Annotated in this window: 20 protein-coding genes; 12 read left to right on the plus strand and 8 right to left on the minus strand. The window is 60.7% G+C overall.

Annotated elements, in window-relative coordinates; genetic code table 11:
• Window positions 1–194: 194 nt before the first annotated feature.
• The 7 genes from gyrA to B5F89_RS06555 form a co-directional block, all read right to left on the minus strand.
• Window positions 195–2,942, minus strand: a complete 2,748-nt coding sequence (gene gyrA / locus B5F89_RS06525; protein ID WP_087431007.1) for a DNA gyrase subunit A — start codon at window positions 2,940–2,942, stop codon at window positions 195–197.
• Window positions 2,943–2,963: 21 nt separating this feature from the next.
• Window positions 2,964–4,994 carry a DNA topoisomerase (ATP-hydrolyzing) subunit B gene (gyrB, locus tag B5F89_RS06530; RefSeq protein ID WP_087430980.1) on the minus strand — a complete coding sequence of 677 codons (2,031 nt, stop codon included), beginning with the start codon at window positions 4,992–4,994 and terminating at the stop codon, window positions 2,964–2,966.
• Window positions 4,995–5,124: 130 nt separating this feature from the next.
• Window positions 5,125–5,742 carry a DciA family protein gene (locus tag B5F89_RS06535; protein WP_087430981.1) on the minus strand — a complete coding sequence of 206 codons (618 nt, stop codon included), beginning with the start codon at window positions 5,740–5,742 and terminating at the stop codon, window positions 5,125–5,127.
• Window positions 5,743–6,062: 320 nt separating this feature from the next.
• A complete protein-coding gene (gene recF / locus B5F89_RS06540; RefSeq protein ID WP_087430982.1) occupies window positions 6,063–7,274 on the minus strand; it encodes a DNA replication and repair protein RecF in 1,212 nt (403 codons plus the stop codon).
• Window positions 7,275–7,298: 24 nt separating this feature from the next.
• Window positions 7,299–8,402 carry a DNA polymerase III subunit beta gene (gene dnaN, locus B5F89_RS06545; protein ID WP_087430983.1) on the minus strand — a complete coding sequence of 368 codons (1,104 nt, stop codon included), beginning with the start codon at window positions 8,400–8,402 and terminating at the stop codon, window positions 7,299–7,301.
• Between the two features lie 264 nt (window positions 8,403–8,666).
• Window positions 8,667–10,427 carry a DnaA/Hda family protein gene (locus tag B5F89_RS06550; protein ID WP_087430984.1) on the minus strand — a complete coding sequence of 587 codons (1,761 nt, stop codon included), beginning with the start codon at window positions 10,425–10,427 and terminating at the stop codon, window positions 8,667–8,669.
• A 19-nt stretch (window positions 10,428–10,446) separates the two neighbouring features.
• Entirely contained in the window at window positions 10,447–11,691 is a 1,245-nt protein-coding gene (locus tag B5F89_RS06555) for an ATP-binding protein (protein WP_087430985.1), read from the minus strand.
• 355 nt (window positions 11,692–12,046) lie between these two features.
• Here B5F89_RS06555 and rpmH point away from each other — a divergent pair, with 355 nt between their 5' ends.
• The 8 genes from rpmH (at window position 12,047) to B5F89_RS06595 (ending at window position 16,966) form a co-directional block, all read left to right on the plus strand.
• Window positions 12,047–12,181 carry a 50S ribosomal protein L34 gene (gene rpmH, locus B5F89_RS06560; RefSeq protein WP_019127408.1) on the plus strand — a complete coding sequence of 45 codons (135 nt, stop codon included), beginning with the start codon at window positions 12,047–12,049 and terminating at the stop codon, window positions 12,179–12,181.
• 18 nt (window positions 12,182–12,199) lie between these two features.
• Window positions 12,200–12,535: a ribonuclease P protein component gene (rnpA, locus tag B5F89_RS06565; RefSeq protein ID WP_087430986.1), complete on the plus strand. Its 336-nt coding sequence runs from the start codon at window positions 12,200–12,202 to the stop codon at window positions 12,533–12,535.
• A complete protein-coding gene (yidD, locus tag B5F89_RS06570) occupies window positions 12,528–12,755 on the plus strand; it encodes a membrane protein insertion efficiency factor YidD (protein WP_087430987.1) in 228 nt (75 codons plus the stop codon). The genes rnpA and yidD overlap by 8 nt, the downstream gene beginning before the upstream one ends.
• 27 nt (window positions 12,756–12,782) lie before the next feature.
• Window positions 12,783–13,553: a YidC/Oxa1 family membrane protein insertase gene (locus B5F89_RS06575; protein WP_087430988.1), complete on the plus strand. Its 771-nt coding sequence runs from the start codon at window positions 12,783–12,785 to the stop codon at window positions 13,551–13,553.
• Between the two features lie 88 nt (window positions 13,554–13,641).
• A complete protein-coding gene (locus tag B5F89_RS06580; RefSeq protein WP_239286701.1) occupies window positions 13,642–14,241 on the plus strand; it encodes a R3H domain-containing nucleic acid-binding protein in 600 nt (199 codons plus the stop codon).
• A gap of 98 nt (window positions 14,242–14,339) precedes the next feature.
• The gene (gene rsmG, locus B5F89_RS06585; RefSeq protein WP_087430989.1) at window positions 14,340–15,113 is read left to right on the plus strand and encodes a 16S rRNA (guanine(527)-N(7))-methyltransferase RsmG; all 774 of its coding nucleotides are present in this window, start codon (window positions 14,340–14,342) and stop codon (window positions 15,111–15,113) included.
• Window positions 15,114–15,300: 187 nt separating this feature from the next.
• Window positions 15,301–16,101 (plus strand): AAA family ATPase, encoded by an 801-nt coding sequence (locus B5F89_RS06590; RefSeq protein ID WP_343206323.1) that lies wholly within the window; start codon window positions 15,301–15,303, stop codon window positions 16,099–16,101.
• Complete coding sequence (locus tag B5F89_RS06595; protein WP_204230614.1) at window positions 16,094–16,966, plus strand: ParB/RepB/Spo0J family partition protein; 873 nt, start codon at window positions 16,094–16,096, stop codon at window positions 16,964–16,966. Before B5F89_RS06590 ends, B5F89_RS06595 begins: the two co-directional genes overlap by 8 nt.
• A 447-nt stretch (window positions 16,967–17,413) precedes the next feature.
• On the opposite strand, the gene rlmN is transcribed toward B5F89_RS06595, so the two are convergent.
• Window positions 17,414–18,460, minus strand: coding sequence for a 23S rRNA (adenine(2503)-C(2))-methyltransferase RlmN (gene rlmN, locus B5F89_RS06605; RefSeq protein ID WP_087430992.1), 1,047 nt, complete (start codon window positions 18,458–18,460; stop codon window positions 17,414–17,416).
• A gap of 153 nt (window positions 18,461–18,613) precedes the next feature.
• On the opposite strand from rlmN, the gene B5F89_RS06610 reads away from it, so the two are divergent.
• From B5F89_RS06610 to B5F89_RS10130, 4 genes are all read left to right on the plus strand, one after another.
• Window positions 18,614–19,645 carry a D-alanine--D-alanine ligase gene (locus tag B5F89_RS06610; RefSeq protein ID WP_239286702.1) on the plus strand — a complete coding sequence of 344 codons (1,032 nt, stop codon included), beginning with the start codon at window positions 18,614–18,616 and terminating at the stop codon, window positions 19,643–19,645.
• A complete protein-coding gene (locus B5F89_RS06615) occupies window positions 19,642–22,554 on the plus strand; it encodes a helicase C-terminal domain-containing protein (RefSeq protein ID WP_087430993.1) in 2,913 nt (970 codons plus the stop codon). The genes B5F89_RS06610 and B5F89_RS06615 overlap by 4 nt, the downstream gene beginning before the upstream one ends.
• A 125-nt stretch (window positions 22,555–22,679) precedes the next feature.
• Window positions 22,680–23,483, plus strand: a complete 804-nt coding sequence (locus B5F89_RS06620; protein WP_087430994.1) for a hypothetical protein — start codon at window positions 22,680–22,682, stop codon at window positions 23,481–23,483.
• On the plus strand, window positions 23,470–24,090 hold the full coding sequence (locus B5F89_RS10130) for a helix-turn-helix transcriptional regulator (protein WP_204230616.1): 621 nt from the start codon (window positions 23,470–23,472) through the stop codon (window positions 24,088–24,090). The genes B5F89_RS06620 and B5F89_RS10130 overlap by 14 nt, the downstream gene beginning before the upstream one ends.
• Window positions 24,091–24,350: the final 260 nt, after the last annotated feature.

The following is a 24,350-nucleotide window of genomic DNA, read 5'->3' on the forward strand; positions in this document are numbered from 1 at the left end:
AAATGCCCTCTCACAGGGTAATTTGGCCAACTCTTCTTGTATCAATGAGAAGAGCCAGTGTGAGGCGTCCGTTGAACAACAAACCGCCCGCGGCGCGCAGTGCGCTGCGGGCGGTTTCCCACATTGTTGACGGGCGACGATCCGACAGAGAGCAAGAAGCGCTCTAGCGGATCGTTCACCCACCAATAACGGTGCTATTCTTCGAGCAGGTCCTCGAGGGCGGCGTCACCGGAGCCGATGTCCACATGGTCATCGCTATCGGCACTAACGTCGGTCGCGGCGCCAAGGTCGAGCGCCTCCTGACCCTCCATCACGGAGGGAGCCTTGGGCTTCTTCTTGGCGCTCGTCATGCGCGCCACGGCGGTCACGCGATCGCCGTCGGCCACGCTCATCATCTTCACGCCCTGCGTGGCGCGACCGGTGCGGCTAATCTCGTCGGTCTTCACGCGGATCACGGTCGCGTTCTCGGTGATGATAAAGAGCTCGTGCTGCGGGCCCACCGTCTTCATGGCGGCGAGCTTGCCCTTGCGCGCGGTCATCTGGATGGTGTAGACACCCTGGCCGCCGCGGTTCTGCAGTGGGTAATCCTCAACCGGCGTGCGCTTGCCGTAGCCGTTCTCGGTAATCACAAAGAGGTCGCCGCGGCCGTTGGAAATCTCCATGCCAAGCACGGTGGCGTCGCCCTTCATGCGGATGCCAAGCACGCCCGAGGTGTCGCGGCCGGTCGCGCGGACCTGGTCCTCCATAAACATGATGGCCTTGCCCTCGGTGGTGGCCATGATCACACGGTCGCCCTCGCGCACGCGGCGAACGTCGAGCAGCGCGTCGCCGGCCTTGAGGTTGATGGCGATGATGCCGTCGCGGCGGCTGCGGTCGTACGCGCTCATGACGGTCTTCTTGACCATGCCCTGCTTAGTGGCAAAGAGCAGGTACTCGTTGTCGGGGAACTCGCGGCAGCTGATGACGCTCGCGATCTTCTCGCCGTCCTCAAAGGGCAGCAGGTTCACGATCGCAGTGCCGCGTGCCTGGCGCGTGCCCACGGGCAGCTCGTGCACCTTCAGGCGGTAGACCTTGCCCTTGTTGGAGAAGAAGAGCACGTACTCGTGGGTGCTCGCGATGAACATCTCGCTAATGACGTCGTCCTCTTTGAGGTTCACGCCACTGACGCCCTTGCCGCCGCGCTTCTGCGCGCGGTAGGCCGCCACGGGAATACGCTTCACGTAGCCGGTATGGGTGATGGTCACGACCATGTCCTCGTCGGCAATGAGGTCCTCCACGTCGAGGTCCTTCTCCGCCTGAGAAATCTCGGTGCGCCGCTTGTCGCCGTACTTCTTGGAAATCTCGCGCATCTCGTCCTTGATGACGCCGAGGATCTTCTCTTCGTGGGCGAGCAGGTCCTCGTAGTAGGCGATGGCCTGACGGAGCCCGGCAAGCTCCTCCTCGATCTTGTTACGCTCGAGGCCGGTCAGGCGACGCAGGCGCATCTCGAGGATGGCGCTCGTCTGCTCGGGCGTAAAGCCAAAGCGCGCGATCAGGCGTTCGCTGGCCTCGGTATCGGTCTGCGAGGAGCGGATGATGCTGATGACCTCGTCGATATGGTCAAGCGCGAGCAGGTAGCCCTCGAGGATGTGCGCGCGGGCCTGGGCCTTCTTGAGGTCGTAGCGGGTGCGGCGGGTCACGACGTCGACCTGGTGGTCGATGTAGTGGCGCAGCATCTCCGGCAGGCTCAGGCACTTGGGCACGCCACCCACGAGCGCGAGGTTGTTCACGCCAAAGGTCGACTGCAGCGAGGTGAACTTGTAGAGGTTGTTGAGCACAACCTGCGGGATGACGCCCTTCTTGAGCTCGATAACGAGGCGGATGCCCTTCTGGGTGGACTCGTCGCGCATGTCGGAGATGCCCTCGATGCGTTTCTCGTTTACGAGCTGGGCGATTTTCTCCTGCAGCGTGCCCTTGTTGACCTGGTAGGGAATCTCGGTAAAGACCAGGCGGTTGCGGCCGGTCTTGGTAGACTCCACATGCGCCTTGGCGCGCACGGTGATGGAGCCGCGGCCGGTCTCGTAGGCCTGGCGGATGCCGTCGGTGCCCATGATGACGGCGCCGGTGGGAAAGTCCGGGCCGGGCATGACCTGCATGAGCTCGTCAACCGTTGCATCGGGGTTGTCGATCAGCAGGCACGTGGCCTCAACGGCCTCGGTAAGGTTGTGCGGCGGAATGTTGGTGGCCATACCGACCGCGATGCCCGAGGAGCCGTTTACCAGCAGGTTGGGGAAGCGCGCGGGCAGGACCTGCGGCTCGGCGAGCGACTCGTCGTAGTTGGGCTGCCAGTCAACGGTGTCCTTCTGCAGATCGCGCAGGAGCTCCATCGCGGGGCGGGCGAGGCGGCTCTCGGTGTAACGCATGGCCGCGGCGCCGTCGCCGTCGATGTTACCGAAGTTGCCGTGACCGTCGATGAGCGGGGTGCGCATGCTGAACCACTGAGCAAGGCGGACCATGGTGTCGTACACCGCGGCGTCACCGTGCGGGTGGTACTTACCAATAACCTCACCGACCGTCCACGCACTCTTCTTGTGCGGGCGGTTGGGATAGATGCCGCTCTCGTTCATTGCATAGAGGATGCGGCGGTGCACCGGCTTTAAGCCGTCGCGCACGTCCGGCAGGGCGCGCGCCGTGATGACCGACATCGAGTACTCGATGAAGCTCTGGCGCATCTCGTGCCCAAACTCAGAGATCTGCAGCTGGCCGCCGTTGATGTCCTCACCAGCGGATTCGCCGCGATCGACGGTACCAAAGCTCTCCTCAAGCTCGCCGTCGTCTTCCTCTTCGTCCTCGCCCTCGGCATCCTCAACGTAGACGTCGGTGCCCTCGTCGTCGGCCTCGGCACGCGCCAGCAGGCGCTTGAGGTCGTCGGAGAGGCCCTCGCCCTCGGGCTTGTTGTTCATATCGTCTGCCACGTGTGCTCCTTACGCGTCCAGGAAGCGCGCGTCGTGCGCGTGCTTCTCGATGTACTCGCGGCGATACTCCACCTGGTTGCCCATAAGCTCGCGCACCGCGCGGTCGGCGGCCATGGCGTCTTCGATGGTCACGCGCTGCAGGATGCGGGTCTTGGGGTCCATGGTAGTCGAGGCGAGCTGCTTGGGGTCCATCTCGCCCAGACCCTTGTAGCGCTGGACGGTGTAGCCGCGGCGCTTCTTGGTGACCTTGCCAGACGCGGCGGCATCGTCGTCGGCGCCCTCGTCGGGGTTGAGGCCGAGGCTCTTGATGGTGTCGCGCAGGATCTCCTCCTCCGGCTGGCGGCCGTTGGGGTAGACGTAGTGGATCTTGTTGCGCACCTTAATGCCAAAGATCGGCGGGCAGGCCACGTACACGTAGCCGGCGTCGATGAGCGGGCGCATGTACTTGTAGAAGAACGTGAGCAGAAGGATGCGGATGTGTGCACCGTCAACGTCTGCATCGGTCATGATGATGATCTTGTGGTAGCGCGCCTTGGTGATGTCAAAGTCGCCGCCGTCACCTGCGCTCGTGGTCACGCCGCAGCCGATGGCGGTGATGAGCGACTGGATGGTGTCGGAGCTAAAGGCGCGATGGTCGCCCACGCGCTCGACGTTCAAGATCTTGCCGCGCAGGGGCAGAATCGCCTGGATATCGCGGCGGCGACCGTCCTTGGCCGAGCCGCCTGCGGAGTCACCCTCTACGATAAAGAGCTCGGTCATCTCGGCGTCACGCACCGAGCAGTCGGCGAGCTTGCCGGGCAGGCTCGCGGTCTCGAGCAAGCTCTTGCGGCGGGTTGCCTCGCGCGCCTTGCGGGCGGCGTTGCGGGCCTTGCTCGCCTGCTGGGCCTTCTTTACGATCTCGCGGCCAGCTTTGGGATGCTCCTCCAGGTAGTCGGTGAGGCCCTCGGTCACAACCTTGAGCGTGAGAGTACGCATGAACGAGCTGCCGAGCTTAGCCTTGGTCTGACCCTCAAACTGCGGGTCGGCAAGCTTAACGGAGATGACCGCGGCAAGGCCCTCGCGCACATCGTCGCCCGTGAGGTTGGCGTCCTTCTCTTTCAGGATGTTCTGCTTGCGCGCGTAGTCGTTAATGACGCGGGTAAGCGCGGTGCGGAAGCCCTCAAGGTGCATGCCGCCCTCGGGGGTGTAAATGTCGTTCGCAAAGCTCATGACGTTCTCGGAGTATGAGGTGTTCCACTGGAGTGCCACCTCGACCTCGCCCGCGCGCTCCACCGGCGCGCCGTCCTCGCTCTTGCCAAACAGGTAGATGGGGCGCTTGAGACCGTCGGGGATTTCTTTGCCCTCGTTCAGGAATTTGACGAAGTCGACGATGCCGCCCTCGTAGCAGAACTCGTCCACACGCGGGGTGAGCTCGCGCTCGTCGCGCAGGATGATCTTGAGGTTGCGGTTCAAGAAGGCCGTCTCCTGCAGGCGGTTGCGCAGGGTCTCGTAGTCGTAGACGGTCGTCTCAAAGATCTCATCATCCGGCCAGAAGGTCGTGGTGGTACCCGTGGCCTTGGAGTCGCCGATCTGCTTCATCTTCTGCGTGGTCTTGCCGCGGCTGAACTCCATCTCATAGATGTGGCCGTCGCGCTTGACCTGCACGTTCATCTTTTTGGAGAGCGCATTTACCACCGACACGCCCACGCCGTGCAGGCCGCCGGAGACCTTGTAGGCGTTGTTGTCGAACTTACCACCCGCATGAAGCACGGTCATGACCACCTCGAGGGTGGGGATCTTCTTCTGCGGGTGCTTGGCCACCGGGATGCCGCGGCCGTTGTCGACCACGGTGATGGAGTTGTCCGGATGGACGGTGACCTCGATCTTGGAGCAGAAGCCGGCCATGGCCTCGTCGACGGAGTTGTCGACGATCTCCCACACAAGGTGGTGCAGGCCACTTGAGCTGGTGGAACCGATGTACATGCCGGGGCGCTTGCGAACTGCCTCGAGACCCTCGAGGATCTTAATGTCGCTCGCGCCGTAATCGTTCGATTTAGCCACGTTTTCTCCTATCGGATACCCCGCCGGGTATCACTTCGAACCGATACGCGTTCAAGCTTATCTATGATACCTGATTAAAGTGGCTCTCTAAAGGCGTTTCAAAAGGCTCTACAAGGCCACCAGATTGCCGTCACGCGCCGTTTTGAGCGTCGCCGGTCTTTTTCCACTCAAGACTCGCCTTCATGGCGTTTTTTAGCGCCGCTGCGAGCTTTTGGTCAGAAATTGGTGAGACGGCGGCGTCCAATTGTGCATATTCCTCGGCCGAGAGCTCTGCGTGCGGGCGCTCTGCGGGGCGAGCAGCGGCGCCGGCAGGACCGGCAGGCGCGTAGGCGCCGTGCGGAGCGCGTTGCCGAGAGCCTGACGGCGCGGCGTTTGTCGCATTGGGCGAGGAGCCGCTCGCACCGTCTTTGGCGAGATGGCTCTTTACATGGCCCGGCTTGGTAGTGCGGAACTTGAAGCCCGCGAGGGAGACGCCCTGGCGCTCCATACGCGTGCGGATGATCTCGCGGAGCATCGACATCTCCTGCGTCCAGGACGCGGCGTCGAGGTAGACAAGGAGCTCGTTGGTATCGGGCAGGTAGCGCAGGCCCGTCACGTGCGCGCCCTCGCGCGTGCCGCCGCAGACGGCGTTCCATGCGCGGTAGACCTCGCGCGAGCGCTCGGCACGTGCCATCTGCTCGCGGCGCTCGGGCGTAGCGGCACCGAGGATGCGCCGACGCTCGGCATCCAGATACTCGTTGAGGTCCATGCGCACCTCCTCAGGCGACACACAGGTAATCTTCCGTCGCAACCCGTGGCATCATCGCGGCGCGCCGCCGGCGCACGCATCCTTCACTCAGCGCGTGCAAACGGAACGGCTTATGTGCAAACTGCACACTCCGCGTGCAATCAGCACGTCCCATGTGCATCCGTCACGCTTCATGTGCATCTGGAACGGAAAAACCTTGATATGCGTGCCAGATGCACACAGGCCGTTCCGTTTGCACACAAAGCGTGCAGTTTGCACACAGAGTGTGACGGATGCACACAAGTCGTACGCTGTCCGCGCGGGGCGAGGATGGCGACCTGTCACACCGTGCCGATGGTTACGACCTTTGCACGGTCAAGTATAGCGTCCGAGAAGTAGCCGAGGTTCGTGGTGGTGATGACCGTCTGAACCTCGTCCTCGATACCGCGCACAAAGGCTTCGCGGCGCTCAGCGTCGAGCTCGCTCATCACGTCGTCGAGCAGAAGCAGAGGCGGCCGACCAAGGATGTCGCGCGTGACCGCGACCTCGGCGACCTTCCATGCGAGCACAAGAGAGCGCTGCTGCCCCTGCGAGGCGAAGGCGCGAGCGTCGCGCCCGTCGATAGAGAAGCGAATCTCGTCGCGGTGCGGGCCCACGAGCGTGATACCCCGGCGGAGCTCGTCGTTAAAGACCGCATCGAGCGCGGCAAGCATGCGCTCGCGCCACCAAGCGACTTGGGTCGTGCGGTCAACACCAGCGCGATTCGCGGCGGTGCCATCGGCGGAGCGATCATCCGCAGCCACGTCCTCACCTGCGGCGACCAGCCCCCCGGCATCCGCTGCGACTGCATCGCCAGCGGTAGCGCCAAGCACGGCGTCCACACTCGCCTCATACGTGATGTCGGCCCGCTCGCCGGGCGCAATCTGGGCGTACGCCTCAACAAACCGCACGCGAATACGGTCGAGCAGCGCCAAGCGGTGCGTGAGCAGCGACGCGCCCGCCTGTGCAAGCGAGTCGTTCCACGCGGCGAGCATCTCGCGCGTGCACCAGCGCTCCTTCAGAAGAGCGTTTCTCTGCTCCACCAGGCGCTCGTAGGTACCCAGAAGCTGCGCGTACCGCTCGTTCAGTTGCACGCCAAAGCCGTCTAGCGCGGCGCGGCGCACGCTCGCCGAACGCTTGATCATGTCGAGGTCATCGGGGCAGAAAAGCACGCTCGGCACCACGCCGCGCACGCCGGCGGCGCGGCACTTCTTGCCGTTGCGTGAGAAGCTGCGTTTGCCGTCGCGCACCGTGCAGCCCAGGTCGACCACGCGCCCGTCGCCCTCCAGGCGAAGCGCAATCGAGCAGCCCTCCTCCCCTTCCTCCACCAGCTCGGCGGGCGAGGGCTTGCGAAAGCTCGCACCCGAGGTGGCGAGCTGGAGCGCCTCGACCAGATTGGTCTTGCCTTGAGCGTTTCTGCCCACAAGGACCGTCACGCCCGGGTCAAGCTCGAGCGTGTAGTCATCGTAATTGCGAAAGTTGCGCACGTGGAGCGTGCGCGCGAGGATGGCCACAGGTCCGCCGCCGCCCACGCCGCGCTAGATGCGCACCGGCATCACGAGGTAGAGGTAGTTAATCTTGTCGTAGCTCTTAAAGACGCCGGGCGCCTGGTAGCTCTTGAGCTCGAGCGTGATCTCCTTCTCGCGGTTGAGCACGTTCAGGCAGCCAAAGATGTAGTGGTAGTTGAAGGCAATGGTGCCGCTCTCGCCCTCGGCCTCCACGTCGATGGTCTCCTGCGCGAGGTCCTGGTCGCCCGAGATGGAGGAGAGCGAAAGCGCGCCCGCCTCGGTATCGATCTCGATCTTGACGGCCGGGTTGTTGCTCGCAATGACGGCCACGCGCTTGAGTGCCGCGGTGAACGCCGCGACGTCGATCTTTACGCTCGTGACGCACGAGGTGGGGATGAGCTGCTTGTAGTTGGGGTAGGTTCCCTCAAGACGGCGCGAGACGTAGCAGGTGTTGCCCGCCTCAAACACCACCTGGGTGTCGGTCGCGCCGACCAGGATCTGCGGCTCGTCGCGCATGATGGAAAGCGCGTCGTTCATGGCCTCGGCCGGAATGTTGATCTCAAAGCTGCCCTCAAGGGTCGAGGTCTCCACCTGCGTATCGCACACGGCCAGACGGAACGAGTCGGTCGCCACCAGGCGCAGGGTGTTGTTCTCGACCGTCATGTGCACGCCGCCCAGGATGGGGCGCGCCTTGTCGGTCGAGGTGACGCGCCACACGCGGGCGGTCATCTCGGTCAGGATGTTCATGGGCAGCTCGACGCTCGCCTCGATGGCGTACGCCGGAAACTCCGGGAAGTCCGCCGGGTCGAGCGTGTTCAGGCGCACGTGCGACTTCTGGCAGGTGATGGCAATCTGGCGGTCGACGGTCTCAAAGGCGACCGCGGCGTCCGGCAGGGTCTTGATGAGGTTCGCGAGCATCTTGCAGGGGATGACGGTCGCACCCGGCTCTTCAACATGCGCGGCAATGCGATGGCGAATCGAGGTGGTGTAGTTGGAGGTCTGAAACTCCAGCACGCCGTCTGCTGCGCGCACGAGCACGCCGGCCAGAATGGGGAGCGTGGAGGATGTAGCGACGCCCTTCTGCACGGTGGCGATTGCGTCGGCGAGTGAGGTCTGGCTTACGGTGAACTTCATGGCGCGCCTTTCTTTTATATATAAGTTCTAGTAACCAATGATAGTAATAAGTCGGTTGATGTTGGGGATTACGCGGCTTTTCCCAGTACGATGCCCAAAAGTTTTTCGACCGACCCCTGTTGAGAACCGTGCCTGTTTTCCACCAAACCAAAGGGTGCTTGATTTATCCACTGTACGCCCTTGGTTTTCCACCGTTTATCTCCCATCTTTCCCGAGGTTTTCCCCTACCGAGGTCTCCACTCTGACCATAATCCAACCGCGCGCTTACGAGCGGAGGATAATCTTGTTGCGCAGCTGCTGGAGGTCGTCCACAAAGGCGCGGTCCTCCTTCATGCGTTTCTCGATTACCTTGACCGAGTGCAGCACCGTGGTGTGATCGCGCCCGCCAAAGGCGGCTCCCACCATAGAGGTTGTCATCTCGCACATGTCGAGTGCAAGGTAGACGGCCACGTGGCGGGCGTTCTTGATGGCGGCCTGGCGCCTGGGTCCAATGAGGTCGTTGTGGCTCACGCGGTAGAAGTCCTCAACCACTTTCTGAACCGTCTCGACGCTGATCTTCTTGTGTGCCGCGTCAAAGTACTCGTTGGCAATGCGGTCGATGTCGTCGCCCGTGAGGGTGCGCCCCTCCTGCTCGCGCTCAAAGCTCTCGCCCGCGCAGCGCTCGCAAAAGCTCTCGAGCTCGCGGATGTTGGTGCCCGAGACACTCGCCATGTGCTTGAGGTCTTCCTCGGTGAGGTGGCCGCCGCCCGTGCGGATGGACGAGAGGAGCGACGTGTCCCCGCCCGCCGGCGGCAAGGAGTCCGCCGCGGGTAGCACGGTGTTCTCGTAGTAGTGCTTCAAGATCATGAACTTCATCTCAAAGCCGGGCTCCGAGACAAGGCAGAGCATGCCCGCGTTAAAGCGGCTGGTAAGGCGCTCGTCCATGCCGAGGTTCTTAGGTGCGCGGTCAGACGCAATCGCGACTTTCTTGTTGTCGCGGATGAACTCGTCCATCAGGCTGAAGAAGTTGTCGATGGACGCGGTCTTGCCGATGATGTTCTGGATATCGTCGATGATGAGGACGTCCGCGTCATGATAATCGCGCAGGATCGCGCGGTGGGCGTCCTTTTGAAGCGCTACCTCGTTGATGAAGTCGTCGATGTAGGCCTGGCTGTTGGCGTACTTGACCTTGAGGTGCGGGCAGTTCTCGTTCAGGTAGTTCTTGATGGCGAGCAAAAGGTGCGTCTTACCAAGGCCCGACTTGCCGTAGATAAAAAGCGAGCTGTAACTGCCCGGGTCCTCCGCGGTCACGGCAAAGCGCACGGCCGAGTTGTAGGCGTGCTTGTTCTCGTCGCCGTACACAAAGTTCTCAAACGTGAATTTGGAGTTGATGGGTACCGCTGGGTACGTGTCGTTGCTGGCAGCAGGTGAGGCGGATGCCGAGGTAACCGCTCCGCCCGTGGCGCCGGACGCCGCGTTCCCGTTGCTGCGAGACGCTCCGCCGCCCTGCCCCATGGTGCTCATGAGGCGCTTGAAGTCGTCGGAGCTGATGGTGTTGGTGACGGTTACGTGCGTCTCCGCGTCGCTGGTTGCGCCGTCGGCGCTCGGGATGTGAATCGCGGGGGCGGGCATGGTCGGTGCCGTTACCGCCGGTGCGGGAGCTGCCGGTACGGGGGCTGCCGCTGTCGGCGCGGTCACCACCGGTGCTGCCGCTACCGGCGCCGTCGTGCCCACGTTCGTTGCTGCGGCCTGCGTGCCCCCCGCCGCGGAGGTTTCCCGTGAAACGCCCTCGGCCGCCGGCAGCGCCGTCGTAACGACGAGCTCGACGGGTGCAAAGGCAATCTCTTCCAGATAGCGCTCGATCACCGCGCGCTGCTTCATGAGCGCGGCGCCCGCAAACCGCGAGGGCGCCTCGATGGTGAGCGTGGTGTCGGTAAGTGTGACGCCCCGCGATTGGCGCAGCATCTGCACAAGGCGGGTGTCGACACCGTCGCGCTCGCAGAACGAGATGGTGTCATCCAGAATCATCTGGGCTTCGTTTTCCATGGTCACCCCACCTCAGTCGTCAGTGCGTCCGCGCCCAGCTTGCGCCCAGCTCGGTCAGGTAATACTTCTGCCCTTGCTTGACGGCAAAACCGCGCTTGCTCAGTGTAGCAAGCTCGCGCGACCACGTGGGACCCGACTGACCAAAGGCGGCAGTGAGCTCCGAGGGGCCGGCGTGCCCGTGTTCCAGCAGGTAGGCGAGGGCGTCGCGCCCGCGCTCGCTCACAATGAGGTCCGCCGCGGGTGCGGGCGTGGCCTCTGTGCCGTACGGCGAAGGTGCAGGGTAACCAGCGTATCCCCCTGTTGTGGAAAACTCGTGTCCCGCCTGTGGAAAACCGGCAGACGGTACCGGATAGGCGCCGACCGGCGGCCATCCCGCTGCCTGCGGGTAGCCGGGGTATGCGGGGTAGGTTGGCCATGCAGCGCCGGGGTATCCCTGCGACGCCTGTGCTGCGCCCGCTGCCGGGTACGCCTGCGCTTGAGCGAGCGCCGGGTACGTTCCCGCTGGTGCGCCCGGGTACGCTCCCGCCGCACCCGCTGCTGCACCCGGGTACACTCCGTCCGCCGCGCCCGGGTACGCCCCCGCGGCATTGGCCGGGGCCCCTGCGTAGGGTGCCTGCGCCTGCGGGTCCTGCACTTGCTGATCGGCGGGCCTCACGGCAGCGCCGCGCCCACCGGTACGCTTTATCTCGTCCACGCGCGCAGGGTCGGTCGATACGGTGACAACGGTGCCGCCGCCCAGGTTGTTCTCAATCGAGACTGCGCCGCCCGCCGCCTCGAGGTACTGCTGGACCATCGGCAAACCAGAACCGGTGCCGCGGATGTAGCGCTTCATGGTGCGGTCGGCGGAGGTCACGCCGAACTCAAAGGCCCGCTCCTTGTCGTCGATGCCGGGACCCTGGTCGGCAAAGCGGATCGTGTTGCCGCCGTCGAGGATGGAGATGATGGGCTCCACAAAGTGGGCGTGGATGAAGTTCTCCACAAGCTCGCGAATAACCATAAGAGAGAGCGTGCCGCCCTGTTCCTTCATGCAGCGGTAGACCGTGTTGGTGATTTCCTCCAGGTAGGTGCGCACGGGCGCCGGGTCGATCACAATGACGCGCGGTGTTGAGAACATGTCGTCGTAGATCGAGATGCGCGTGGCAAAACCCGCCATCTCAGAGGGCGCGCCGCCCTCGCTGTCGGCACCGTCGGCCACGCCGGTTATGTGCTCGTTGTCAGGCGCCGGGTCGCCCGAGTCAACGAAGGGGTAGAAGTCGTCTGCCATGGTCTCTCAATCCTCGCGATAGCTCTGCATAGATAGTAGCTCACACTGCACACTTTCAGAGGTTTCCACAGCTTTTCAAAACTTGTTGAAAAGTGAAGAAAACAACTGAAAAGTTTTGCACACACCTTGCACAACATGTGGAAAACTCGGAAATCAAGCTGAAAGATTGAGAAAAGTTACCGACACGCCCCGTAAGCTCGCAAAATGCGCTGTGATGAGTTGTCGATAACCTGCGGAGATTTGTTGACAGCGGATGGATGTATTCCCTACAATCTGAAAGCTCACGTGCATAAACCGCATGACGTGCACCAACCGCAAGTACGCATGCTAGAAACGCAGCAGGAGGATTGTAACCATGAAGCGTACCTACCAGCCTAACAAGCGCAAGCGCGCCAAGACCCACGGCTTCCGCGCCCGTATGGCCACCAAGGGCGGCCGTGCCGTTCTCGCCCGTCGTCGCGCCAAGGGTCGCAAGCGCCTCACCGTCTAACTCGCTCTTTGCTTCCGTATGAAGACCATCAAGTCTCGTTCGGATTTCGAGCGCGTTTATTCTGAGGGAAGGCGCTACAACCATCCCCTGATGCGCATGGTGATAGTTGATTCTGCTAGCGAAGGCGGCCCGGGTAGGGTCGCCTTCGCTGCTCCTAAGCGACTGGGCAACGCCGTGTTTCGCAACCGCTCTAAGCGGGTGATGCGCGAGACGGCGCGTGCGGTGGGGCTGCCCGCCGCCGGTAAGGAGGCTATCCTCTTTGCCACCCGTGGTACGGCTACCGCCACACCCGCAGCGCTCGTACAGGCCCTGCAGTCGCTCTGCAACCGGGCAGGAGTCTCCCTCAATGGGTAAGACCTCTTGGTTGCGACGGTGTGCGATAGCGCCCATCCGGTTTTACCAGCGGTTTATCTCCCCGCTGCTGCCGGATGCGTGCATCTACATACCGACGTGCTCCCAATACGCCGTTGAGGCGATTGAGAAGCACGGTGTTATATACGGCATGTTCCTGGCCGCGCGCCGCATCCTGCGGTGCAATCCGCTTCACGCGGGCGGCTATGACCCCGTCCCATAACGGGTCGGGACACGGAGGAAAAACGTTATGTGGGATTGGATCGTCAACATTCTCTTCGAGATCCTGCGCCTCATCCAGAGCTTTGCTATTGACTGGGGCCTCTCGATCGTCATCCTGGTGCTGATCGTGCGTCTTCTTCTGACGCCGCTTATGATCAAGTCCACCAAGTCGACGGCGCGCATGCAGGTCCTTCAACCCAAGCTGCAGGAGATCCAGGAGCGCTACGCCGATGATCCCCAGCGCATGAACGAGGAGATGCAGAGGTTCTACTCCGAGAACAAGTTCAGCCCGCTTGGCGGCTGCCTGCCCCTCCTTATCCAGATGCCCATCCTGTTTGCGCTGTTCACGCTGCTTTCTAACCTGCCCAATTACTTCGAGGGCAGCTCGTTCTCCTTCTTCAACATCCTGCCTGACCTCACCGCAACCCCTGCGGGCACTATGGCCGAGGGCATTACCGCCGCTCTTCCGTACCTCATCTCGCTTGTGCTCTTTGCGGTGCTGACGCTCATCCCGCAGCTCTACATGTCCCGCAACCAGACGGGCGCCCAGGCGTCCACCATGCGCACCACCTCGGTTGTCATGGCCATCATGATGCTCTTCATCGGTTGGGGCCTTCCCGCCGGTGTTCTTCTGTACTACGACGTCTCTACTGCCTGGCAGGTTATCCAGCAGATCTTCATCACGCAGCGCGTTATGGAGAAGGCCAAGGCTGACGAGGAGGAGCGCCTCGCCAACGCGCCCATCGAGGTCGACGTGGTCCGTCGTGAGCGCAAGGCGCGCCCGCATAAGAAGCACTAACGCGGTATAGTTGTTGACGGCTGCTTCGGCAGCCGTCTCTGTATGATTCTGCTTTTAAGTTAGGTACCTAACTAATAGTGAGGTGCATATGTCTGAGGTAATTGAAGAGATGGACGCCACTCTATCTGAGCTCACTCAGGGTACTGAGGCTGTTCAGGCTGAGGTTGTTGCTGGCCCGTATGCTCAGATCGCTGCTAAGTACAAGGCTGGCGAGGAGCTCTCTGATGAGGAGACGGATACCATCGTGGACGTCGCCATCACCATCCTCCGCGAGGTCCTTGGCTTCTTTGGCGCCGCCGACTCCCCCATTGACGAGTACGAGGGCGATGACGGTGAGGTCATTCTCGACGTGACAGCCCCCAACCTGGCTGTTCTCATTGGTCGCCATGGTCGTACGCTGGATTCCTTCCAGACCATGTTCTCTCTCTTGGTGAGCCGCAAGCTTGGCTTCCGTTTCCCCATTGTGGTTGATATCGAGGGCTACAAGAGCCGCCGTCATGACAAGATTACTGAGATGGCTGAGCGTGCTGCTGCCCGGGCTATCCGTTCGCATGGCTCGGTTTCCCTTCAGCCTATGAACGCTTATGAGCGTCGTCTGGTTCACCTTGCACTTCGTGAGAATGTCAATGTTGAGACGCATTCCGAGGGTGTCGATCCCGAGCGTCGCGTTGTGATTTCAGCTGTCTAGTCGGCAGTCCTATCCGCTATGCTTAAGGGGTGCTTCGGCACCCCTTCTTTTTTGCCAAGACTTCTTGTCCCATTGGTTTCTGTCAGAGATGAGTGGTTATGTCTGAGCAGCTTTCTCGTTCTGCTGAGTCTCAAGTGTCAACTGAGTCTTTTGATCGTGACGCTTTGTTCATTGAGTTGAAGTCTCTTACTGAGGATTTCGGTCTTACTGTTTCTGATGAGAATCTTGATAGATGCCTGAAGCATCTGTATCTTGTCCTTCAGGCAAACAAGACTTTGAATCTTACACGCATCCTCGATTTACATGACGCGCTCGTCCTTCATATTCTTGATTCGCTTACCTTTCTTCCCTATTTAGAAGAATCTCCAAGTGGTGCTGTTCTTGATATGGGTACAGGTGGTGGATTCCCTGGTATCCCTCTGGCACTTGCTACCGAACGCTGTTTTACTCTTCTTGATTCTGTAGGTAAGAAGGTTAAAGCTGTCAGTTCATTTATAGATGAGCTTGGGCTGTCTCAACGTTGTGTTGCTACTCAGGAACGTGTTGAAGCCTTTGGTGCAATCCATTCGTGTAGTTTTGCTGTCGTCACCGCTCGCGCAATGGCTTCTCTTCCCGTTCTTGTTGAGTATGCTGCACCTATATTGATGCGAGACGGTCATCTGATTGTAAGTAAGGGCAATCCTGAAGACGATGAGATGGCTAGTGGTGATGCGGCTGCGAAGATTTGTGGCCTATCGCGAATCACAACCTCAGAGTTTGAACTTCCATATGATTTGGGTCACAGAACTTTCTTGGTATATAAGAAGACATCTAAACCTTCAATTAAGCTTCCCAGAGCTGTTGGAACTGCTCGAAAGACTCCTCTTACTTAGATTTCATTCAATATGCTTTGAATTAGCCCTATGTTTCACGTGAAACATAGGGCTAATTCATTTTCTATCTTGTCAGCATGTTTCACGTGAAACATAATGAGAGGACAGAGAAGTTTCAGTGAATGTGTTTCACGTGAAACATGCTCCACAATGCATCAATCGTTCATTAACCGTAAAAGGAGGCATGGTGGGCTTTAGAGACGTTAAGCGCTCGAAAAGTGCAAAGCAAACGCGAATTATCGCGATAATCAATCAAAAAGGTGGCGTAGGAAAGTCAACTACAGCGGTAAATCTTGCTGCAGCACTGGGTGAGCAGAATAAAAAGGTCCTTCTTGTAGACTTTGACCCGCAAGGAAACAGTACAAGCGGCCTCGGAATCGAAAAAGAGGATCTCGAACAGTGTGTATATGACGCATTGCTGAACGATGTTCCGGTAGAAGAGCTCATTCATGACACTGAAACTAAGAAGGTCTTTGTTGTTCCGGCAACAATTCAGCTTGCTGGAGCTGAAATTGAGCTCGTTTCCGCAATGGCTCGTGAAACCAGACTGAAAGAACTGCTTGCACCGGTAAAAGATGAGTTTGATTTCATCTTTATCGACTGCCCGCCGTCGCTTGGTCTGCTCACTATCAACGCTCTGGCGGCAGCAGACAGTGTTTTGATTCCCATTCAATGCGAATACTACGCACTTGAAGGTGTTACAAAACTTCTCGAGTCGATGAGAATGGTGAAAACGCGAATTAATAAGGATCTTGATACGTATGGCGTGCTCATGACAATGTATGACTCGCGCACGTCACTGTCTAACCAGGTAGTGGATGAAGTCAGAAGCTACTTCGGAGATAAGACGTTTAAGACATTGATTCCCCGAACGGTGAAGCTTTCGGAGGCTCCTTCGTTTGGTATGCCCGTAATTAACTACGCACCAAACAACAAGGGTGCAAAAGCGTATCGTGAGCTTGCAAAAGAGGTGATTCGTCGTGCCTAGTCCTAAGAAAAAGGCTCTAGGGCGTGGTCTCAATGCCCTGGTTGGTGAAGCACAGTATGAAACGGGAAATTCAGCTGCTGAAACTAAACTGAAAATCAGTGAGATTGTGCCCAATCCGAATCAGCCTCGTACTCATTTCAATGAGACCGAGCTTAACGAGCTGAGTGAGTCAATTCGCGAGCATGGGGTACTTCAGCCCCTCCTGGTTCGTAAACACGGTGCCAAATACGAGATCATCGCAGGAGAGCGTCGTTATCAGGCATCAAAACTTGCAGACCTCACTGAGGTTCCCGTCATCATCAAAGATGTCAACGATGAGGAAATGCTGGCTCTTGCGCTGATTGAGAATCTCCAGCGTTCAGACTTGAATCCGTTGGAAGAGGCTAAGGGTTACCGCCAGCTCATTGATGCAAGTGGTATGACGCAGGATGCCCTCTCCAAGGCAGTTTCCAAGTCACGTTCGGCTATTACCAACTCACTACGCCTGCTTGATCTTCCCGAGCCTGTCCAGCAGATGATCTTTGATGGCAAGCTTACCGCGGGCCATGCTCGAGCAATTCTCGCCGTGCCGTATGAGGATGCACGTATCAAACTCGCAGAGCGCGTAGTTGCTGAAGGTTTGTCGGTACGTGCGACAGAACATCTTGCTCCACTGTTTTCTGTCGGAGATCAGCCAAAAGCTCCAAGGCCGGTCACACCGCAGTCTTATAGGAAGGCGGCTCGAGTTCTTCGCCAGGTGTTTAACACCAATGTTCGTGTGAAGAGTACGCGGGGTAAGAACAAGATTGAGATTGAGTTTAAGGACGAGGATGAACTCGCATCGATTCTTTCTCAGATTGTTGATGGTGGTGAGCAAAGTGAATAAGGCTCTTACAGCTGCGGCAGTTGGATTAGGTGCCATTGCTATCGGTTGTGCAGTAGGGTACAAGCTTGCGACCGATGAGGAACTAAGGTCCTACATAGTTCGCAACATGCAAGATGCATTCAACATCTCTAAGCGCAAAGTTTCCGGAATGACGGAAGATGTTGCAATGCGCACTGCCAGGATGACGAGGAACCCGAAGATCAATCAAGACTGGGTTGAAAATCAGTGGGGTGCTATCGGATACTAGAAGATTGATTACAGTTAGGTACCTAATTAAAGTAGAGCTTTTAGTATTAATTGCATAAAGCTGGTTTCACGTGAAGCGGTGGCAATTTATACGAGAAAAGAGGGCGGGTTGCAACAATGCAACCCGCCCTCAGGTTATATCAGATGAAATACAACCGCTTAAGAGTCAGGAGCAAAACTAGGAATACGCAGCTAGAGGCGTTAGCGCGCGTTTACGATGCGCTGCTTGAGCTGGCCGCAAGCGGCGTCGATGTCGGAGCCGCGGGAGTTGCGGACCGTGGCCTCGATGCCGCGTGAGGCGAGCATCTTCTGCAGCTTCTCGACCTTCTCGACGGGGGAGGGGCGGAAAGGGCTGTCGGGGATGTGGTTCAGCTGAATGAGGTTCACGTGGCAAAGTGTGCCCTCGCAGAAGTCGCAAAGGGTGAGCATCTCGGGGTTGGTGTCGTTCACGCCGTCGATCATCGCGTACTCGTACGTGGGGCGGCGACCAGTCTTCTCGACATAGTCCTGCAGCGCCTCGTGCAGACGCAGGAGCGTGTACTTCTTAACGCCAGGCATGAGCTGGTTGCGCGTGCCCTGAACGGCGGAGTGGAGCGAGATGGCGAGGGTGAACTGCTCGGGGAGCTTGGCAAACTCGCGAATGCCGGGGATAACGCCGCAGGTAGAGACCGTAAGGTGACGCGCGCCGATGTTGAGGCCGTCGGGACTGTTGAGCATGCGCAGAGCCTCGACCACGGCGTCGTAGTTGGCGAAGGGCTCGCCCTGGCCCATAAAGACCACGCTAGTGACGCGCTCGCCAAAATCACGCTGTACGTGTAGGACCTGGTCTACGATCTCCTGCGCGGTGAGGGAGCGCGTAAGGCCGGCAAGGCCGGTGGCGCAAAACGCGCAGCGCATACCGCAACCCGCCTGAGAGGAAACGCAGACGGCGAGCTTGCCGCGCGAGGGCATGCCGACGGTCTCCACCGCCACGCCATCGGAGAACTGCAGCAGGTACTTGCGCGAACCGTCGCGCGAGACCTGCTTGGTGACCTCAACCGGCGTGTTAAAGGAGAAGCGCCCGGCAAGCTGCGCGCGCAGGGCTTTGGGCAGGTTAGTCATCTCGTCAAACGAGGCCGCCTGCTTCTCGCCAAGCCACTCGATAAGCTGCTTAGCGCGAAACGCCGGCTGACCAAGTTCCTCGACAAGGGCACGAATCTCGTCCTGGGTGAGTGAGCGGATATCGCGCAAGGGCGTGGTGGGTTCCATTGCATGCCTTTCTGTAGCCGGCGTACGTGGCAGATGTGACAATTTGGGTGTTCGCACCGTCGCGCGGCCACGGTGCAACTTATAGAATAGGATAGCGTGAGTGAGAGTGAGCACCGAAAGCGATGCAAAAACATCGCGAAGGGAGCGGTCGATATGGCTGATAAGACGCGGGGCGATATGCGCATCGCCGTGCTGGCGGGCGGTATTTCTGACGAGCGCGAGATTTCGCGCAATTCGGGAAAGAACGTTTACGCGGCGCTCGTTGAGGCGGGTTTTGGCACGGTTGAGATGCTCGACCCGGCAGACGACAGCTTTATTGACCAGCTGCGCGGCGGCTCGTTTGACGTGGCCTTTATTGCCATGCACGGCAAGGGCGGAGAGGATGGCCAGATCCAGAGCGTGCTCGAGTACTGCCATATCCCCTACACGGGCTCCGGCGTGATCGCGAGCGCCTGCACGGCCGACAAGGCGGTCTCTAAGGCGCTGTATGAGCGCGCGGGCATCCCCGTGGCGCGCGATTGCGTGGTTGAGGCGGGCTCTGTGGTGGATCCGGCTGCCGTGGTGGCAGATTTGGGCGAGGAGCTCTTTGTTAAGCCCGCGGTGAACGGCTCGAGCTACGGCGTGTCTTTTGTGCACGGCGCAGACGAGCTTTTGCCTGCTATTGAGCGTGCTGCCGAGCATGGTGGCAAGGTGCTTGTAGAGCAGCGCCTGGTGGGTACCGAGATTACGGTGGGCGTCTACGACGCGCCCGACTGGCTGCGTGCCCTGCCCGTGGTGGAGATCCGCAAGCAGGAGAACGCTGAGTTCTACGACCTCAATGTCAAGTACATCGACCCCTCACAGGTGCACCGCATCCCGGCGCAGATTGCGCCTGAGGACTACGCCCGCGCCCAGGAGCTCGCCTGTCGCGCGCACGCGGCGCTCGGTTGCACCGGTTTCTCGCGCAGCGACTTTATCGTGACCGAGAACGGCCCGGTCATCCTCGAGACCAACACCATCCCCGGCATGACCGACACCTCGCTCTACCCGGACGAGGTGCGTCACGCCGGCATGGCCTTTAGTGACGTGTGCGCCCGCCTGGTGGAGCTTGCCCTCGACGGTGCCCCCGCCCATCACCTGGACGACGCAGAGGTACCCGCCGACCTTGCCGAGAGCATGTATCCGCAGCTCTGGGGGCAGAAGTGACGGTTTTTCCGAGCGGCGCCTCGCCGGACGAGGTGCTGCTGCCGGGGACGCCGGCGTTTGTTGCCGAGTCGTACGTGACGCTTGCCGAGCGGGCACGCACGCGCGACTTTGGCCTTTTGGGCGACGACGTCATTATCCTCGATACCGAGACGACGGGCCTCTCGTCGCAGGAAAACGAGCTGATTGAGATCTCGGCCGCACGCCTGGTTGGCGGCGCGGTTGCCGAGCGCTTTGACACGTTTGTGCACCCCACGGGCCCCATCCCGCCCGAGATTATGCAGCTCACGGGCATCACCAACGCAGATGTGGCGCACGCGCCTACCGCGCGTGAGGCGGTAGCGGCGCTTGCCGCGTTTGTGGGCGGCAGCCCCGTGGTGGCGCATAACGCGAGCTTTGACCGGGCGTTTATTGAGCGCGTGCCGGGCGGGGCCGAGGTGAGCGAGCTCTGGATTGACTCGCTTGCCCTCTCGCGCGTGGCACTGCCGCGTCTGGCCTCGCATAAGCTTGCAACTATGGCCGAGCTTTTTGGCTGCGCGAGCGTCTCCCACCGCGCGTGCGACGACGTTGATGCTTTAGCTGGCGTGTGGCCCATCCTTCTAACCGCACTCACCGACCTGCCCGAAGGCCTTGTGCGCGCGTTTGCGGACATGCACCCCGATGTTGCCTGGCCCTACCGCCCCATCTTCTCCTACCTCGCGCAGGAGGCCGTCTCAGACGCGCCGTTTTCACTTATGGAGGCGCGCGCCCGCGTGCTGGAGGCGGACCCGGCGCCCCAGCATGTCGATGTGGACGAGCTGCCGGCGCTCTCGGTCCCCACGCGTGAAGAGATTGAGCGTACCTTCGCCCCAGGCGGCCTCGTAGCGGCGATGTACCCCGAGTACGAGCCGCGCCCCGAGCAGGTTGCCATGGCGCTTGAGGTGCGCGACGCCCTCGCCTCTTCGTCCCATCGCGTGATCGAGGCGGGTACGGGCGTGGGTAAGTCCGTCGGTTACCTGGTCCCGCTTGCGCTCACAGCCAAGCGCAACAACATCACGGTGGGCGTGGCCACCAAATCGAACAACCTTGCCGACCAGCTCATGTTCCACGAGCTGCCGCGCCTCGCGCGCGAGCTTGACGATGGCCTTTCCTACACGGCCCTCAAGGGGTACGACCATTACCCCTGCCTGCGCAAACTCGAGCGCCTGCGCCGCAGCACCGCTGCCATCAAGACCAACCGCGACCCGGCGGACACGCTTACCGCCATTGCGGTCATCTACGCCTACGCGTGCCAGTCGCCCGAGGGCGACCTCGACGCGCTCGGCATCCGCTGGCGGAGCGTCGACCGCTCGAGCCTCACCACCGGTTCGCGCGAGTGCGCGCGTCGGCTCTGCCCGTTCTTCCCGGACAAGTGCCTGGTCCACGGCGCCCGCCGCCGCGCGGCCCGGGCAGACGTGGTAGTGACCAACCACTCGCTTCTGTTCCGCAACGTCCAGGCAGACGGCAAGATTCTGCCGCCAATCCGCATTTGGGCGGTGGACGAGGCCCATGGTATTGAGGCGGAGGCCCGCCGCCAGTGGGCGATCGAGGTCTCGGCCGAGGAGGTCCGCACGCTGTTTGAGCGGCTCGGTAACGACAAGGGCGGCGCCCTCGGCCGCGTGCTTGCCGATGTGGCCTCCTCGGACGCGTCAACGCTCTTTATGGGGCTGCTCGCCAAGGCAAATGCCTCGGCGGCGCGCGCGTCGCTCGTTACGTCCAACGTGTTTGACCGCGCCCGCGACCTCGCCCGCGCCTCGCGCGAGTACGGCTACGACAGCGCCAACGTGTGGGTGAGCCCCGAGCTGCGCTCCACCAACGAGTGGACGGAACTCGCGCTTGCGGGCCGTGTGGCGGCTGAGGCGCTTGACGAAGCAGACAAGAACCTCAAGGCAGCGGTCGAGGCGCTGGGCGCAGAGCGCCCCGAGTGGGTAGTCGACCTGGCCGACATCGAGCGGCGCCTGGCAGAGGCGCTCGCCGGGCTCAAGCTCATCCTCGACGGGGAGGACGAGCACTACGTCTATTCGGTCCGCGTGAACCAGCGCATGCGCGCAGGTGGCGAAGTCCTCTGTGCCGAACGCATCGACATCGGCGAGGTGTTTGCCGAACGCTGGTACCCCGAGATGCGGAGTCTTATCTTCACCTCGGCCACGCTCTCGGTCTCGGACGACTTTAGCCACTTCAACCGCGCGGTGGGGCTCGACGCGCTGGGGCCCGGCGCCTCGCGCGCGCTTCATCTGGACTCGAGCTACGACTTTGACCGCAACATGGCCGTGGTGGTGGCGGGCGACCTGCCCGACCCGCGCAATCGCGACGCCTACCTGCGCGCCCTCGAGCGCCTGCTGGTGGACGTCCACCGCGCCATGGGCGGGTCGGTGCTCACGCTCTTTACCAACCGCCGCGACATGGAGGAGCTCTACGAGCGTGTGGAGCCTACGCTCGCGCGCGAAGGGCTCGAGCTTGCCTGTCAGACGCGCCAAGCGTCCGCGCGGCAGCTCCGCGACCACTTCATCTCCGAGAAGGGCTCGTCGCTCTTTGCGCTCAAGGCGTTTTGGGAGGGGTTCGATGCAAGTGGCGAGACCCTGCGTTGCGTAGTGATCCCCAAGCTCCCCTTCGCCCGTCCCACCGATCCGCTCTCCTGCGAGCGTGATCTACGCGAGAAGGGCGCCTGGAGCCGCTACGTGCTGCCTGAGGCCGTGTTGGAGCTCAAACAGGCCGCGGGCCGCCTCATTCGCTCCTCGTCCGATACGGGCGTGCTCGTGCTGGCAGACTCGCGTCTGGTGAGCAAAGGCTACGGCAAGAAGTTCCTCAACTCGCTTCCCACGGGCGGCTACCAGCGTATCGAGGCCGCGCAGGTGGGGCGTTACCTGGAGCTCTGGCGCCGCAGCCACGAGTAGAAGCGGCATCGCAAAAGCCTCAATCACAAGAGCTTCGTCATAATCGCTACTCACCCCTTCCCCCGGCATGTTGCAGAATATATAGTTAGATATATATCTACGCAGTATGGAGGTGAGCTGCTGTAATGCGTGTATATGATGTAGTGCACACCTTGCAGGATTACCGAGACATCATATGGAGTGAGCGTGCCAGCAGCTCGGGCACCGCCGGCACGTATCTTAAGGCGCGTGTGGGCGAGGGCACGCGCGCTCGTTATCTCAAACTGTCCCGCTATTCCGGCGTCGAGATTGATGGGTCGGAGTGCGTGAACGAGATTGTGGCAAGTCGCCTCATGCGCCTTCTTGGTATTGAGCACCTTGAGTACCGTCTCATTCATGCCCTGGTCAATGTGGATGGCACGGAGTTTGAGACATGGCTCAACTCCTCAAAGAACTTCCGCCGCCGCGGTGAGCAGAAAATGGGGCTTGGCACCTACTTTGAGCTGCGTCGTCGCGAGGGCGAGGATTCCTATGCGTTTTGCGTCCGCCTTGGCTGGGAAGAGCGCATCGCACAGATGATGCTCGTTGACTACCTGATTGCCAACCGCGACCGCCATGCGTCGAATATTGAGGTGATCATTGCTCCGACAGGGGAGACACGCCTGGCGCCGGTGTTTGACAACGGTATGTCACTGTTGGCGCCGTATGGCGCTGACCATGAGCGGATTGCGGCATTTGATCCCTTGATGGATGTGGCCACCACCAACTTTGTAGGTGAGCGTTCGCTTGAGGAAAACGTTAGGGCACATCCGTGGCGCCCAGCGCGACCGCTTTGCGAGACTGACCGTGCATATCTGCTTGCGGGGCTTGAGGACGCCGCGCCGGCGGTGTTGCTCGACAAGATTTGGGAGATTATCTGGAAGAGATGGTGCTGGTATGAGGCGCTTTGAGGTCATAGATGGCGAGAAGCCAGGCGCCGCGCCGTGCGGTACCTTGTGCTTTGACGAGGCCACGCGGAAGTTCTCCTTTGAGGCAGTGGAGGGGGTTGGTCCGCGAGACGTTCCCGCGATGTTTGCTCTTGCACTGGAGCGGGGTGAGCGCCGGGTGCCCCAGCGCTTGGTTCAGGCGTGGGTCGAGGAGCGCATTGCTCCGGTGAGCAGGCAGAACATAGGTGAGATACTCCGCGCGCATGAGCTGGAGGAATACGACCCGGCGACGCTGCTGATGAGCAACCGGGGAAAAAGCACTCAAGACGGGTTCTTTCTTCGTGAGGTAGGCGACACATTTACCGGAGCGCGCAGGTTGGGGAGAGGCGTTCGTGCAGCGCGCCTACGCGCCGGGCTCACGCAAGAAGAGCTCGCCCGCCGCGCAGGGATGTCTCAGGAAGCACTGAGCCTGCTTGAGCGCGGAGGTGGAAACCCCACGATGAAGACGCTGGAGCGCATCGCGCGGGCTTTGGATTGCTCGCTCGAGATCACCTTTGGCGAGCCTTCTGCCGCGGGTGTGGCGATCGAGTACGATGGTCGCTCGGGCGAGCGGTCGGATGGTCGACCGTAGGCCTTCGAACGCCAGCACACAGTTTTGCGCACGGGTGTTCTCTTGACAGTTGAAACGTGCGAGAAATCCACAGGTGAAACGCGGTGGTTCTTCGTTTTGGACCACCGCGTGGTTGGAAAACACTCAGATGCGGTTACCTGCAGAGTGTTTACAAACCCATCCAACCACCTGCGGATTGTATAAAAACAGGGCTTTTACCTGCGGTTTCACAAAATGTACAAATTACGGGCGATAAAGATGCGGTAAAGAACCGGGTCATT

Origin of the sequence: Collinsella sp. An307 (assembly GCF_002161805.1) — a bacterium.
Lineage (GTDB): Bacteria > Actinomycetota > Coriobacteriia > Coriobacteriales > Coriobacteriaceae > Coprousia.

What these genes read in the sequence shown, in the direction of transcription:
- rpmH (WP_019127408.1), top strand. Translation starts at nt 12,047, where the DNA reads ATGAAGCGTACCTACCAGCCTAACAAGCGCAAGCGCGCCAAGACCCAC.
- B5F89_RS06575 (WP_087430988.1), top strand. Translation starts at nt 12,783, where the DNA reads ATGTGGGATTGGATCGTCAACATTCTCTTCGAGATCCTGCGCCTCATC.
- rsmG (WP_087430989.1), top strand. Translation starts at nt 14,340, where the DNA reads ATGTCTGAGCAGCTTTCTCGTTCTGCTGAGTCTCAAGTGTCAACTGAG.
- B5F89_RS06620 (WP_087430994.1), top strand. Translation starts at nt 22,680, where the DNA reads ATGCGTGTATATGATGTAGTGCACACCTTGCAGGATTACCGAGACATC.
- yidD (WP_087430987.1), top strand. Translation starts at nt 12,528, where the DNA reads ATGGGTAAGACCTCTTGGTTGCGACGGTGTGCGATAGCGCCCATCCGG.
- B5F89_RS06580 (WP_239286701.1), top strand. Translation starts at nt 13,642, where the DNA reads ATGTCTGAGGTAATTGAAGAGATGGACGCCACTCTATCTGAGCTCACT.
- B5F89_RS10130 (WP_204230616.1), top strand. Translation starts at nt 23,470, where the DNA reads ATGAGGCGCTTTGAGGTCATAGATGGCGAGAAGCCAGGCGCCGCGCCG.
- gyrA (WP_087431007.1), bottom strand. Translation starts at nt 2,942, where the DNA reads ATGAACAACAAGCCCGAGGGCGAGGGCCTCTCCGACGACCTCAAGCGC.
- rlmN (WP_087430992.1), bottom strand. Translation starts at nt 18,460, where the DNA reads ATGGAACCCACCACGCCCTTGCGCGATATCCGCTCACTCACCCAGGAC.
- rnpA (WP_087430986.1), top strand. Translation starts at nt 12,200, where the DNA reads ATGAAGACCATCAAGTCTCGTTCGGATTTCGAGCGCGTTTATTCTGAG.
- B5F89_RS06550 (WP_087430984.1), bottom strand. Translation starts at nt 10,427, where the DNA reads ATGGAAAACGAAGCCCAGATGATTCTGGATGACACCATCTCGTTCTGC.
- B5F89_RS06610 (WP_239286702.1), top strand. Translation starts at nt 18,614, where the DNA reads ATGGCTGATAAGACGCGGGGCGATATGCGCATCGCCGTGCTGGCGGGC.
- dnaN (WP_087430983.1), bottom strand. Translation starts at nt 8,402, where the DNA reads ATGAAGTTCACCGTAAGCCAGACCTCACTCGCCGACGCAATCGCCACC.
- B5F89_RS06555 (WP_087430985.1), bottom strand. Translation starts at nt 11,691, where the DNA reads ATGGCAGACGACTTCTACCCCTTCGTTGACTCGGGCGACCCGGCGCCT.
- B5F89_RS06535 (WP_087430981.1), bottom strand. Translation starts at nt 5,742, where the DNA reads ATGGACCTCAACGAGTATCTGGATGCCGAGCGTCGGCGCATCCTCGGT.